Origin of the sequence: Paenibacillus brasilensis, assembly GCF_009363115.1 — a bacterium.
Taxonomy (GTDB): Bacteria; Bacillota; Bacilli; order Paenibacillales; family Paenibacillaceae; genus Paenibacillus; species Paenibacillus brasilensis.
On the sequence record NZ_CP045298.1, the window covers coordinates 1328308 to 1341671 of the forward strand.

Annotated in this window: 13 protein-coding genes, 3 pseudogenes and 1 riboswitch; of the genes and pseudogenes, 8 read left to right on the forward strand and 8 right to left on the reverse strand. The window is 46.0% G+C overall.

Going from position 1 to position 13364, the window contains the following annotated elements:
- Positions 1-3: 3 nt before the first annotated feature.
- A pseudogene (locus tag GCU48_RS06270) lies at positions 4-1098 on the reverse strand (helix-turn-helix domain-containing protein); the annotation flags it as partial.
- A 262-nt stretch (positions 1099-1360) separates the two neighbouring features.
- On the opposite strand from GCU48_RS06270, the gene GCU48_RS06275 reads away from it, so the two are divergent.
- Complete coding sequence (locus tag GCU48_RS06275; protein WP_152379438.1) at positions 1361-1795, forward strand: AbrB/MazE/SpoVT family DNA-binding domain-containing protein; 435 nt, start codon at positions 1361-1363, stop codon at positions 1793-1795.
- A gap of 274 nt (positions 1796-2069) precedes the next feature.
- Here the strand turns inward: GCU48_RS06275 and GCU48_RS28615 are convergent, their stop codons facing one another.
- The gene (locus GCU48_RS28615) at positions 2070-2198 is read right to left on the reverse strand and encodes a hypothetical protein (protein ID WP_257721156.1); all 129 of its coding nucleotides are present in this window, start codon (positions 2196-2198) and stop codon (positions 2070-2072) included.
- Positions 2199-2654: 456 nt separating this feature from the next.
- On the opposite strand from GCU48_RS28615, the pseudogene GCU48_RS06280 reads away from it, so the two are divergent.
- A pseudogene (locus GCU48_RS06280) lies at positions 2655-2792 on the forward strand (Crp/Fnr family transcriptional regulator); the annotation flags it as partial.
- A 76-nt stretch (positions 2793-2868) separates the two neighbouring features.
- Positions 2869-3207, forward strand: coding sequence for a darcynin family protein (locus GCU48_RS06285; RefSeq protein WP_152379439.1), 339 nt, complete (start codon positions 2869-2871; stop codon positions 3205-3207).
- An 81-nt stretch (positions 3208-3288) separates the two neighbouring features.
- On the opposite strand, the gene GCU48_RS28795 is transcribed toward GCU48_RS06285, so the two are convergent.
- Both GCU48_RS28795 and GCU48_RS06295 read right to left on the reverse strand, forming a co-directional pair.
- Positions 3289-4056 carry a carboxymuconolactone decarboxylase family protein gene (locus GCU48_RS28795; protein WP_152379440.1) on the reverse strand — a complete coding sequence of 256 codons (768 nt, stop codon included), beginning with the start codon at positions 4054-4056 and terminating at the stop codon, positions 3289-3291.
- A 19-nt stretch (positions 4057-4075) separates the two neighbouring features.
- On the reverse strand, positions 4076-4540 hold the full coding sequence (locus tag GCU48_RS06295; protein WP_244316096.1) for an NEAT domain-containing protein: 465 nt from the start codon (positions 4538-4540) through the stop codon (positions 4076-4078).
- Between the two features lie 101 nt (positions 4541-4641).
- Here GCU48_RS06295 and GCU48_RS06300 point away from each other — a divergent pair.
- Together GCU48_RS06300 and isdG are read left to right on the forward strand one after the other, a co-directional pair.
- Positions 4642-5040: pseudogene (locus GCU48_RS06300) on the forward strand (ABC transporter ATP-binding protein); the annotation flags it as partial.
- Between the two features lie 2 nt (positions 5041-5042).
- The gene (isdG, locus tag GCU48_RS06305; RefSeq protein WP_025717057.1) at positions 5043-5393 is read left to right on the forward strand and encodes a heme oxygenase; all 351 of its coding nucleotides are present in this window, start codon (positions 5043-5045) and stop codon (positions 5391-5393) included.
- Between the two features lie 96 nt (positions 5394-5489).
- On the opposite strand, the gene GCU48_RS06310 is transcribed toward isdG, so the two are convergent.
- From GCU48_RS06310 to GCU48_RS06320, 4 genes are all read right to left on the reverse strand, one after another.
- Entirely contained in the window at positions 5490-6500 is a 1011-nt protein-coding gene (locus GCU48_RS06310) for an MBL fold metallo-hydrolase (RefSeq protein ID WP_152379441.1), read from the reverse strand.
- A gap of 244 nt (positions 6501-6744) precedes the next feature.
- Positions 6745-6855 (reverse strand): cytochrome bd oxidase small subunit CydS family protein, encoded by a 111-nt coding sequence (gene cydS / locus GCU48_RS29070; protein ID WP_425280865.1) that lies wholly within the window; start codon positions 6853-6855, stop codon positions 6745-6747.
- Positions 6856-6860: 5 nt separating this feature from the next.
- A complete protein-coding gene (locus GCU48_RS06315; RefSeq protein ID WP_025717055.1) occupies positions 6861-7892 on the reverse strand; it encodes a cytochrome d ubiquinol oxidase subunit II in 1032 nt (343 codons plus the stop codon).
- Entirely contained in the window at positions 7889-9235 is a 1347-nt protein-coding gene (locus GCU48_RS06320) for a cytochrome ubiquinol oxidase subunit I (protein ID WP_152379442.1), read from the reverse strand. Before GCU48_RS06320 ends, GCU48_RS06315 begins: the two co-directional genes overlap by 4 nt.
- Before the next feature lie 360 nt (positions 9236-9595).
- On the opposite strand from GCU48_RS06320, the gene GCU48_RS06325 reads away from it, so the two are divergent.
- The 3 genes from GCU48_RS06325 (at position 9596) to GCU48_RS06335 (ending at position 12929) form a co-directional block, all read left to right on the forward strand.
- A complete protein-coding gene (locus GCU48_RS06325) occupies positions 9596-10150 on the forward strand; it encodes a MarR family winged helix-turn-helix transcriptional regulator (RefSeq protein WP_152379443.1) in 555 nt (184 codons plus the stop codon).
- A gap of 90 nt (positions 10151-10240) precedes the next feature.
- The gene (locus tag GCU48_RS06330; protein WP_152379444.1) at positions 10241-11473 is read left to right on the forward strand and encodes an MFS transporter; all 1233 of its coding nucleotides are present in this window, start codon (positions 10241-10243) and stop codon (positions 11471-11473) included.
- A gap of 322 nt (positions 11474-11795) precedes the next feature.
- Positions 11796-12929, forward strand: a complete 1134-nt coding sequence (locus tag GCU48_RS06335) for a virulence factor (RefSeq protein ID WP_152379445.1) — start codon at positions 11796-11798, stop codon at positions 12927-12929.
- A 122-nt stretch (positions 12930-13051) separates the two neighbouring features.
- Positions 13052-13254, forward strand: a riboswitch (Lysine riboswitch).
- Positions 13255-13364 lie beyond the last annotated feature (110 nt).

The window sequence follows — 13364 nt, forward strand, 5'->3', positions numbered from 1 at the left end:
AAAGTAGTTTGATAAAGATTCGGGTTCACGGTATGCTGCAATTTGAGATTCAAAGCGCTCTAAAATGTGATCTATATCTAAATTGTAACGATTAGCTGCTTCAACAACATTCAGAAGTTCGGCAAAAATTTCATTTTCGCCAGCTATATACTCTACATAATCCGGCAGCACACTAACATCTCCAGACATAAGCCTATTTACGTACGTATTAATTTTGGCCCAACCTTGGAATAATCCTAACCAATGTTGTGATTCCGGGTCTTTCTCTTTTACCCAACTTAAATCAGTATGAGCCTTCAGGTGTTTTAGGCCTTGTTCATAATCGCCTCTTGCATCACAAGCATATGCACACAACAGATCTGCGTAAGCTATGTATACAAATGGTGGTCTGCTTGGCTTCTTATTAGATTCTTGTTTCATACCATAACGAATCTTTGCTCTTTTTTTCATCATCTGAGCGAATTGATATACTTTATGCCACTGGCTCAATGCTCGATATAAGTTTGCTAAGTCTTTCAATGCATCCAGTTGGTCCACTTCATCCAAACGATCAATAAAAGGCTCAAATCTAGCAGCCGTTTGGAGATTCTGAATCTGGTCTTCCCCAATTCGAATCGTAAACAAGCGATACTGGCAGAACGCCAATCGCTCTGAATACTGCTGCTTTTCACTCTCGGACACTTTTTCATACAGATAAGCCGCTGCATCCTTGTACCCTTTTTGGAACGAATCCTCAGCTACTTCAAAGAGCAGCGACGGATAAGTAGGACTATCTAGTAACAAACTTACAACTCGTTGTAAGCAATCCAACTGGTTAAGCTCAGCACATCGGTACACGAATGGGCTTATTTTTCGCCAGTTAAGTGGCGATTCTTCAATACACTCTTCAATAAAACGTTCGTAAAAATAATCCGGTGGTAGATTCATTCCCGCAGTAATACTGTCCAGTTGGTGAACAGAAATAGATCGGTTGCCCGTCACAATACCACTAATTGTACCTACATTCAAATCAATAGTGTGACCAAACTCGGTCATGGTTAAGCCTTTCTGTTTTAGATACTTTACAATTTCTGCCCGAATCGTAGGTGTGTTTTCCATGGATAACCCCCCCTTTCAGCGTGGACTTTGGAATGTGCAAACTTAAACAAAAAGATGAATTGGAAATATTATAATATAATGAAAGTTTTGTATGTTTTCAATATACCATCTTTTGTAACAACAATAAATACCTCCTTTTGGAGAACATTGGATTATATAAGTGAAAATTCACAAGATACTTATGGATTATTAGGAGATTTTAAGATAGGTGACAGTCTGAAGAATGAAGTGGGTTTCTATAATCCGATAAGGAGGATATCAAATGAAGAGCACTGGTATGACACGTCCCTTAGATACGTTAGGCCGAATTGTTATTCCCATAGAAATACGGAACACCATGGGGATTGAGATTGGCGAGCCTTTAGAATTTTTTATGGACGTAGAACAAGGTTTTATGGGCTTAGGAAAGTATAGCAACGGGACTTCCTGTAAATTGTGCAATTCGACCCAGGATTTAAGCTATTTCAAAAGCTCTCTTTTATGTAAGCATTGTATACTCGACCTGAAGGGGAATGTAGGTGTTACTCCCATTCCTGTTACTCCTAAGGAAGAACATAAAGTCCGGCGGTCTACATTACAATTGCTTAAAAGTTTACGAAAACTAATGCGTGAACATCCAGGAGCCAAGCAGAGCGAATACGCCGAATGGCTTGGCGTGTCCCAAGGCCGAATATCTCAGATTACAAAATTATTATAGGGTATCGTTCGATTTTGAAGCAATTACCTGGATGGCCATAAGCTATTCGGAGATCCCGATCCACTTCTTTTCCGAACAATCACACCATAAAAAAAATGCCTGGCATAAATAAGCAGACATTTCATCCTCATGTATTTGTGGTATAATGGATATAAATAAGAGTAGCCGCGATGTTAGCGCATCACGGCTACCCCGACAAAGGCCGGTGGGCAACCACGGCGAGATTTCAGTTCAATACGAAATGAAAAACCACCGGATTCCTAGGCTCCCATACCTATTCCCGGTGGTTTTTCTTATCTTTACGTGATTGTTTCCATGCTTGAACCAAAGTCTTCAGACCAGTAGTAATACTGACCACCTTCAGCACAGCGTCAAGAATCTTCACGATCAGATCAAGTGACACGGCAGCACCCCCTTTCGGGTAGCTTCGCCGTGTCATTCCCCACCGGTTACCTTGTCCAATCCATTATAGCATATTTTGGGATAGTGGCCCCCAAAAATAGACTTAGCTAAAGTAATCTTTCATAAATGTGACATAATCAGTTTTAAAGTAAATTGAATCTGATTCTATCGTAATATCGTCAATAGATGGGGTAATAGCAGCGTCGCTGATACCACCCGCAAACGTCTGCAAATCACTGGAAAACCTCTGTTGAAAGTTCCTGAAACGGTGAGTATCGGAACAAAATCGAATCTCAGGTGCTATTTTCCAGAGGATCGTTTGAATTTTTGGCCTGTTGAAGTGCCAGGTTCCGATGCAAAAAATAAATTTGGAACATCGTTAAGTCGTTGTGGTTATGGTGTTTTTGATACGTTATCAAACTACTTTACGGTCTGTGTCAGCTACGCTGGTACTGGCCCAGCAAGGGAGCCCTATGAGGCGTTTCTGCTCAAATATCCTGGGTTGGAGAAGAGAATTCCTCAGTATCATGTCGCTTCTTACATAGGTGTATCTCCTGTATCGTTAAGCAGGTTGCTCCGAAGCGAACTGCATTAACCTATGTTAATGCAGTTTGATTCCTGATCGATTACAAAATCCGCAGAATTCAATATTTCTATAGGGAGAAGTGCAGATGCGGTATATGATGATCGTGTTATTGGAGTTTTATCCTTCCTGGCTCGCATTATCTCGGGAAGAGCGCAATAATCATGCTGCTTCTTTGCAGAAGATCGTCCAAAAATACAATCAGCATGTTCAGGCCCGCTTTTTTGATGCTGAGGCGCTTCCGGGGAAGGAATTTACGGATTTTGTGGTATGTGAAGTAGACGATATGAAGCAGTATCACTATATGTGGGAAGAAATTAGAGACTCCTTGGTTTACACCCAGGGATACATGAAAATTAAAGATGTCATTATGGGCATGGAAAATGCTTTTAAGTCCTATGAGTCGGAAGTGCTCAAAATGAATTGATCAAGTTAGTATGTAAAAAGACCGGAAAAACTCTGTGAGTGAAGTCCGGTCTTTTTATCAACTTGCCTTATCGGTGAATAACTATGTTAAAAATATCTTTTTGGCAACATTTATAGCATTCAAGACTTTAGGAAATCCCGTGTATGGGTAGCATTGCAGTAATGCCTCAATCACTTCTTGTCTCGTTAGACCTACACGAATGGAGGCATTGAGATGAACGTGCAACTGTGGCTCGCATCCACCTTGAGCAGTTAAGGCTCCTAATGTGACGAGTTGGCGCTGTTTAGGGTTTAGTCCTGAGCGGCTGTAGATTTCACCAAACGCAAATTCAATGATTTGTTCAGCTAATACAGGGGCAATCTCGGCAAGTGAATCGGCAACCGCCTCACCATGTTTGCCGTCGATTTCTTGAAGTTTTGCTATGCCTCTTTCCCGTCGTTCCCCTACAGAATGTAGTAGTTCGTCCTCGATGTTTACTTCGATATTTTGTTCTGTAAAAAGTTGTTTCGCAACGGTAATGGCATTTAAAGCACGAGGAACGCCGCAAAACGGAATACAATGGGTGGCAATTTCAATAATTTCGTTCGGCGTAATTCCAACTTTCAAACCGAAGTTCATGTGCCATTTGAGTTGATTTGGAGTATCACCTAACGATGTTAACGCAGAGATCACGATCATTTCTCTTTGTTGATAGGTGAGTACGGGATTATTGAAAACTTGCCCAAAAAATTCAATAATGTACCGACTTATGTGGGGAGATACATCGCTTAAAGCATGAATAATCGCTTGGATTCCTGCTTCATCAGTTTCTTGAAAATGTTTTTTTCCATTTTCATAGTTTGAGTTCATCGCTTAATTGCCTCCAGTTTTAAGGTTTTCTATTTCCCGGTACTTCTAATGTAGTTTTATTGCTGCTCGAAGTCAAATATAGGTTTTTACAATATGGGATGCCACCCAAATCCAATCCAGGTACGATCACATGTGTATTCACTGTCACTTTATCCGACAGATTTGGCACTTCAAATTGTACTGTTCTTGTATCTGCAGCGGTCGATTGATCAACCACCTGAGCTTCTGAACCATTTACTTTAAACGTTTTAATCCAACTGCTCTTGTCCATTTTGATCTGAATCACATTTTTACCGGACTGTCTTAACAGCGTGGCTGGTTTTTGCATGTAGCCATCCATCACAGATATTTCATTGCTTCCGTTTTTGAGTACAGAAAAATCAATACTATATCTGCCGTTTTCAGTCACAGGAGTTGTACCGCCATCCGTTCCTTTCACCGCAAGGCTGCTACGGTCAAATTGCAGACGAATCTTATGATCCATTTCATATACCGATCCATTAAAACTCGTACTTACGTGGACTTGTGCATTCAGAATAGCGTCCAAATCCGCTATTTTAAATTTCACAACACGTGTGTCAGATGTATGCGGATCGGATGTTCCATACTCTATCGGGAGGTGAACAACAAAAAGCGCGAATTGCAACGGCTTTGGCCCAACAAACAAGTATTCTTTTGCTCGATGAACCGACCACTTTTCTGGATATCGCTCACCAATTTGAGGTTATGGATATGCTGCGGCGAATCAATCACGAGTCCGGCTTGACGATTGTTATGGTACTGCATGATTTGCAGCAAGCTGCGGCCTATTGTCATCATATGATTGCGCTTAAAAGGGGACGAATTGCCGTTGCCGGCGATCCCCGTCACATTTTGACATCTGATTTTCTTCGCGACATTTATGGAATGAACGCCACGATCAAATTCGAGGATGGCTATCCGGTCATTATACCGACCATACCACATCATTTAGGAGGAATTTAACTATGGTTATCGTTACAAATACGTCTAAAATCACACCGGGCAACGCCCACCTGCTCATCGAACGCTTCAACAAAGAAGGAAAAGTAGAGAAAATGGAAGGCTTCCTCGGTCTGGAGGTGCTGCTGACTGAAAACACGGAGGATTATGAGGAAGTAACGATCAGCACACGCTGGAAGGAAAAAGAGAGCTTCCAAGGCTGGACGAAAAGCGAAGCGTTCCGCGAATCCCATAGCCACCGCCAAATTCCGGACTATATTATTGAAAATAAAATCACCTTTTATGAGGTTAAAATCGTTCGTCATCCCATCGCCAACAGTGACTCCTCTTTGGCGAGTGACACCGAAGCCGTTTAATCCTGAATTATAGCCTAAAAACAAAAAAAAGCGGCTCTGCAGACAACATCATTTGTCCGCAGAGTCGCTTTTTTCGATGAATATTTGTTATACTCCTCAGTTTGTAGTAGAGCCGCGGCGCCCAATTTTTAGCGTCTCTCCGTGCCCCAATACATGGATACGTTCCTTCGCGATGCCCAAACGCTCGCGCTCGGCTTCGAGACGATCCAAGGCCTCTCTTGGCGTATCATCGGCCAGCTTAAAGGCTCCATAATGCATCGGGATCATCTGATCCGCGCCGCAATCGACAAAGCCCTGCAATGCCTCCTCCGGTGTCACGTGCTGCGAGGTCATGAACCATTCCGGTTCATACGCGCCAATCGGCATAAAGGTCAGGTCAATGGCAAAACGCTCGCCAATCTCCTTAAAACCACGAAAATACCCGGTGTCTCCCACAAAATACAACGTCGGTACATCCGCCGAATCTGAGTCTGCATGAGAATCCGAGCCGGCAACGGACGTGGCAGAGCCGATCACCTGCTGCTCGCTTTGCAGTACGTACCCACCCCAATGTGAGGTGTTGGTATCAAACGGCGTACGCCGGGTCCAGTGTTGTGCCGGAACAAATGTAATCCGCACCCCGCCTACCGTAAAATGCTCCCACCATTGCAGCTCATGGCAATTGCGAAAGCCTTTGCGGATCATTTTCGACTTTAGTCCCGCAGGTACGAGCATAAGCGTGTCTGCACGATATAATTTGCGCAGTGATTGTATATGTAAGTGATCATAATGCGAATGGGACAGCAAAATGATGTCCAGCGGCGGCACATCCTGAATGCGAATGCCGGGCGGAGCCAGCCTTTTGTCCAAGGCCATACGCTCGGCCCATACCGGATCAGTGATGATATTCAGCCCAAGGTATTGGATGAAAAAGGTGGAATGGCCTACCCAGGTTGCTGTCGTCATGTCCCGATTACTGTGCAAAAACTCCAGCTCCGGGGGATGGTTCGGAACAACAAACGTATAATCCTTTGTTTTGCTGCGTCGTTCCTGCCGCCATTGTCTGAATTGCTTGATGGTTTTATCGGTATTTACATGATCCATATTGTTAAAACGAACTTTGGGCATGATGTAATTCCCTCCCTGACAAACCCGTTCTCCCAAGTAATCCAAAGGGTTTCCATTCATCTATATATTGTACACGTGAGTATGAAAAGCAAATAATACAACATGCTGGTATATGTAAAGTATAATTCAAACTCCAATCTAATGGAAATATGTAAAGGAAATTCCACAGTATACATCAAGGCACATCAGGACACATGAAGGGACCCTCCTCATAAATCAGGAAGGCCCGTTTCCGCTGCTGCTGTTAGTCCTGTGGATTTTTAAAGCGTGCCGAATATATAAACAGAAACAAAATCGCCACGATAATAATGATAGGCGACTCGTACATAATCGTAAAATGCTCGAAAGCAACCATTGAACTCACCCTTTCTTCCCCATTTCTCCCCGCACATATTTTGCATCGAACAGGAACAATCTCAATATCAGAATCAGCGAAGGGATCAATACCAGCAGTCCCGCACTAAACGCCGTAATCAATGCATACGCCATCGCAGGGTTCGTAAAGCTGCCATGCACATTAATGTAGGGGTACAAAACATACGGAAGATGCGAGCGACCATAGCCATACCAGGCAAATGCAAATTGCAGCATCACCAGGATAAATGAGGTGCCCAAATAGCGTCGTTGCCATACCAGATAAACAGCTCCTACAAAGCATACAGAAGATGCGACGAACATCCAGGCCATACCTAGCATATTGGCAAAATGTTCTGGATTTTGCTTGTTGATCTGAAAAAAAGCGAACAAACTTGCCAAAATCGTAGGAGCACTCCAGAACAACGCATATCCCCGTACAATTTCGAAAGCGACCTTGTCTCCCGCCCTTTTGGCATAAAAGGACAAAAACATCGCCGATATATACAGCACACTCACCAGCGCCAGAATAATAACTGCCCACGTATAGGGGTTGCTAAATAGCTGGTCCCATTGCAGATGAACACCTGTGCTGTTTTCCACAATAATGCCGCCTTCCGAAATGGCGAGAACCGTGGACAGCGCCGCCGGAATCAGCAGCCCTGTTGCACCGTACAACGCCATGTAGACGATATTATTGGTCCCGGAATGCCCATACGTATTGTACGCATAATACACTCCCCGAATCGCGAGAAGCACAATCGCAATACTGCCGGGAACGAGTAACGCCGTCCCATAGTAATAAGCCGCATCCGGGAAAAAACCGTTCAATCCCACCACGAAAAAGATGAGAAATACATTCGTTACCTCCCACACCGGGGATAGATAGCGTTGAATGATATTGTGGATTTTGTTCTGGTGACCTGTCAACACACTGTAAAAGCTGAAAAAGCCTGCACCAAAATCAATAGAAGCCACAATCAAATAACCGAACAGGAAGGTCCACAAAATGGCGATACCGACAATTTCATAGCTCACTTGCTTTCAGCCCCTTCCATGCCCAACTGCTTCATCTCTTCTACCGCATCCTTATTTCGGAATAGCTTGCTCAGTACCTTAATGGCCGAGAAGCACAACACCAGATACAAAATAACAAACATCACCAGCATCCAGCCGACACTGGTAGAGGTGGTTGCTGCCTCGGATACCTTCATGTATCCGCGTAAAATCCACGGTTGCCTGCCGACCTCCGCGAACATCCAACCCAGTTCAATGGCGATCATAGCCAGCGGTCCGACCAAAATAAGCGCCAGCAGCAGCCATCTGGGGTATGGTTTGCGACCTGGCAAACGCCCCCGGATCAAATATAGCAAAGGAATGACCAAAATCAGCACCCCGGTGGTGATTTTGAGGTCAAACATATAGTGGATAGATAGCGGCGGACGCTCATCTACGGGATAATCATTTAATCCCTTGACCTCCGTACTAGGCAAATTCCCGGCCAACACACTCAGTGCATAAGGAACTTTCAGGGCATACTTGATATCACCGTTTTCATCCATGTAGCCGCCATATACAAAGGGGGCGTGCGTCATCGTATCAAAATGCCATTCAGCGGCAGCCAGCTTCTCCGGCTGATATTTGGCTAAAAATTTACCAGACGCGTCTCCGATCATGACTGTACTAATGGCAAACACAATGGTGCAGGTAGCCGTCAGCTTCAGCGCTTTTTTGAAATACGGGTGATTACGCCCCCGCAGCATGCTGTAAGCAGCCAGTCCCATCAGCACCCCGGCGCTTAATGTATATGACGAAGCCAGTACATGTGAAACCTTGGTCGGCGTAGCGGGATTTAGCATGGCCTGAATGGGATGAATATCTGTCATGACTCCATTTTTGAGTGTAAAGCCTTGAGGCTGGTTCATGAACGAGTTCACAGTCGTAATAAAAACCGCTGATGCAGATGAGGCAATCGCTACCGGGATAAGCAGCATCAGGTGGAAATATTTGCTTTTAAACCGATCCCAGGTGTACAAGTAGATCCCCAGAAATATAGCTTCGATAAAGAAAGCAAACGTCTCCAAAAACAAAGGCAACGCAATCGCTTGTCCAGCCACCCGCATAAAGGTAGGCCAGAGCAGGCTGAGCTGCAGACCAATCGCGGTGCCTGTAACGACACCCACGGCCACAGTGATGACAAACCCCCGCGCCCACCGTCGGGCCAGCAAAGTATAATGTGAATCACCGGTTCGCAGCCCGCGCCATTCTGCAAGTGCAATCATTAAGGGTACGCCAACGCCAATGGATGCAAATACAATATGAACAAACAGGGTAATTCCGGTCAGCATCCGGCTTAGCAATACAGGGTCCAGTGAAGACAAATGGGTCTCACTCCTTCATTTCACATTTTAAAATAGGAAAAACATCGTGAGTTGCTCTTGATTACCAGCTAAGGAGTCAAGCGAGCTATGCTTTTAATTACGGCGTACAGCATAATAGCCGCAATCACAATACATACAATAATGAGCGTTCTTTCCTGCTTGCGGAACATAGGAACGCCTCCTTCACTTATCTTTTGGCGCATTTTGGTAACCTACTCTCAGTTTGGTTCAATCATCCGATTTTTAACCCTGCTTTGGTGCTGAATGCAGCCGTTTTTCTGTTTAGATATTGTCTTATGCCTTCAAATTCGCTATATTAAAAATAGTTAGATAACCTAATTACATGAAAAGAGTGAACTTATGCCGCCAAAACAACATCAGCGGGACGCCGTTCAACCCCCTCTTCCCCGCCTTGGGCCAGATCCTTATCTGGAGTTAATGGATCAAACAGCTCTTGCCGAAACGGACCGGCAGCTTGCCCGCATCGGTCTGTTTTTGCTATGGACGGGTGATAACGTGCTTGATGCGATTGATCTGGATTTGTCCGTTTACGGCCTGACAGAGAGCAAACTGGATTTGCTATTGCTGCTAACCCTGCATCAATCACAAGGCCAGATGAGCCCCTCGATGATTGCTGATCGTCTCGGAATTCGACGCGCATCCGTGACATCAATCCTGGACTGGACAGAGCAAAGAGGATGGATTATCAGGGAACATACTCCCACGGATCGACGCAAGATTCATGTACGTATTACAGACGAAGGCTCCCTTCTTGTACAGCAGGTACTCCCTGTATTTTGGTCCTCCTGTGCTTCTCTGGCGAGCATTTTGGAGCCTGAGGAGCAGGTCGTTTTTTCGCGGATTATAGAGAAGCTCCACCATCATATGGAGCGCAGATTGGGGGTGGGTAGATAATTTTTTTTGAGCATATAATTAGGTTATCTAATATTACAAATTGATTATATTAACAAGTTGCTTATTTTATCATGGAGGAGTGTTCCATAAATGAGTAAATTACGAACAAATCATACCGCTATACAGAAGGAAACCGCAGTTCTGCCTTATGGATGGATGATAGTCATCCTATGCTGGTCAGCGGTTGTAGTCATGTCCAGCCTATATGTAACGGTGCCTCTGGTTCCCCTCTTTGCCGATGTATTTGGAAAAACGCTTGCCGAAGCAGCCTTGCCGGGCAGTATCTTTTCCTTGGGCTTTGCGATGGGCTGCCTTATTTATGGGGGACTGTCTGACCGCTTTGGACGAAAGCAGGTCATCGTCTCCGGACTGCTCGCATTAACGATTATTTCGTTATGCCTCGGCTTAACCAGTCAGTATCCGGTATTAGTGGCACTGCGCCTGCTACAGGGCTTGGCGGCGGCCACCTTTTCTCCCGTAGCTCTCGCTTACGCTGTAGATATGTTTCCGACCGAAAAGCGGGTAACGGCTATCGGCTTTATCAGCACCGGTTTTCTGGTAGCAGGTATTGCCGGACAGGTATTTAGTATTGTCATCAGTGAACAAATGGGATGGAATATGGTCTTTTGGATGCTGGGGGTACTGTACGCCATAACCTTCCTGATCGTCCTTTTTTTCCTGCCTAAAGCTCCCTCGCCTCAACGAGGCGTCCGCATTTTAGCGGCCTTCAGTCAGTTGGGTACTGTTGTGCGCTCGTATCCTTTGTGGCTAAGCTACACGGTCGCTTTTGTGCTCCTGATGTCCTTTGTGAGCATGTATACTGTTTTGGGCAGCTATCTGGGCGGTCCCGAATTTGGTCTGAACAGCACGCAGATGCTTTATGTAAGATCCGCTGGCATCATCGGCATGCTTCTATCACCTTTTGCCGGAAAGCTAGCCCAAAAATTGGGTGTGCATCTTATATTACGAGCAGCCCTAGCTCTCTCCATTCTCAGCTTGGCGCTGATGGGAATGACGCATTCTCTTATTGTTATCGTCGCGTTGAGTGTATATTTTGTAAGCGGCATTGCCCTGAGCGTTCCTTCACTCATTGCAATTGTCGGCCAGTTGGGAGGTTCAGCAAGAGCGATAGCGGTCTCACTTTACACCTTCATTCTGTTCGCAGGTACGAGCCTGGCACCTATGCTTTCTATTCGTTTGATGGGTAACGGCGGAAATCAGGCGGCTACATTTATGCTGCTGGCAGCTGTTCTGTCTGTGGGCTTTATCGCCTCCCTGCTCATTCGTCAGAAGCAGAATGATTCATTGAAGCGGAGTGCATAAAGCTATATTATAACGAACTCTAAAATTCACATAAAAACGGAGTAGGCGGAATGGTGCTGTACAAGCGAAGCGGTGGCGATGGGAAGCACCATCCGACTGCGCAGTGGCGTCATAGTAACTTTCCAATTCAGTAAATATAGCATCCTGTTTTTATTTAAGAACCACCATATGCTCACAAGACATGTTTATATGATTTATGCGATATATGTCATTGCATTTTCCTCAAGATTACAAACTATCTCTTTGGAGACATCCATAGAATGAGGTACAATACAGATAAGCTATATATGGAGAACTTTTGAACAGGAGGCTGTACCGAGCTATGAAGATCACATCTATCGAGCCGACTCCCAGTCCGAACACCATGATGCTGCATCTGGATGAACGACTGGAAGCAGGTATCCGCAGAACATATACACGGGACAATGAGCGTTCCGCCCCTCCATTTATCCGGCGCATGCTGGCCATTGAAGGGGTCAAAAGCGTGTTTCATACGACAGATTTTGTCGCCCTTGACCGCAAAGGCAATGCAGATTGGTCTACCATTCTGGGTCAAGTCCGGGATCAACTGGGCGAGGAAGGCGCTGACGCCAATTGGGATTTACCGGAAGAAACCTCCGGGGAAGCGTTTGGCGAAGCACAGGTCTTTGTGCAATTTTTCCGCGGCCTTCCGATGCAAATTCGGGTTAAGGCGGGACAGAAGGAGGAACGGATTTCCTTGTCCGACCGCTTTGTGCAAGCCGTTACACGTGTAGCCAGTGCTACGTTGATCAAGGAGCGCAAGCTCAGTGATTACGGCATTCGTTACGGTGAGCTGCCGGATATTGCGCGCGAGGTCGAGCAGGAGCTGGAAGCCGCCTTTCCGCAGGAACGGCTGGAGCAGATTATCCAGCAGGCGATCGCCCATGGCGCGAACAACAGCGAATTCGTGGAGGAGCGCCGCGAATGGAGCGATGCCGAGTTGGAGCAGGCCCTGCGGCACGAGGATTGGCGTACACGCTATGCCGCGCTGGATCGGCTGGAGCCGACACCCGAGCATTTGCCGCTTATCCGGCAAGCGCTGCATGACGACAAAATGCAGCTGCGGCGGCTGGCTGTCGTCTATCTGGGCGATATCCGCTCACCGGAGGCGATGGAGCTGCTGGCCGAGGCGTTGCGCGATCCTTCCGCCGCGGTACGCCGTACCGCAGGCGACACGCTGTCGGACATCGGTGATCCGGTCGCTACCGGTGCGATGATTGGAGCGCTGTCGGACAGCAGCAAGCTGGTTCGCTGGCGGGCCGCCCGTTTTTTATACGAGGTCGGGACCGAGGAGGCGCGTGACGCGCTGGAGAAGGCTGTCAATGACCCCGAATTCGAGGTCAGTCTACAGGCCAAAATGGCGCTGGAGCGCATCGAATCAGGCGAGCAAGCCGCAGGCACCGTGTGGCAGCAGATGGCCAAGCGCAACTCTTGATTAAAGCTTCTACGAAAGGATTTTCAAAAAATTGTCGATTGTCAGAAGATGTACAGGTACGTTATACTGTAGTTCGCTATACAATAAAATATCATGTCATACACCTCATCAACCCTGTTTTATGATGAGGTAGAGGTCGCGGATGTAATCAGTACACCGGAGGAGACGTCAAGAGCCGTCTGTGATTCCAGTGGAAAGGTACACCCGCCGAAGTATGCGGAGCTGACTCTTTGTAAATACTCCGAATGCTGGGGCTGCTGACCGAAAGGAGCAGAACTGTCACGCGTTGTCCTGACACAGACACGTGTGTTGAGCTATCTTGTTATAGAAGAAGGTATGGTGCGGAATGCATAGACAAGACCGCAGGCGTATTTCCCTGCGGTTTTTTGATTTATATACTCCCCCTCCTTCTGGCTCTTGCCCTGACATGAAATA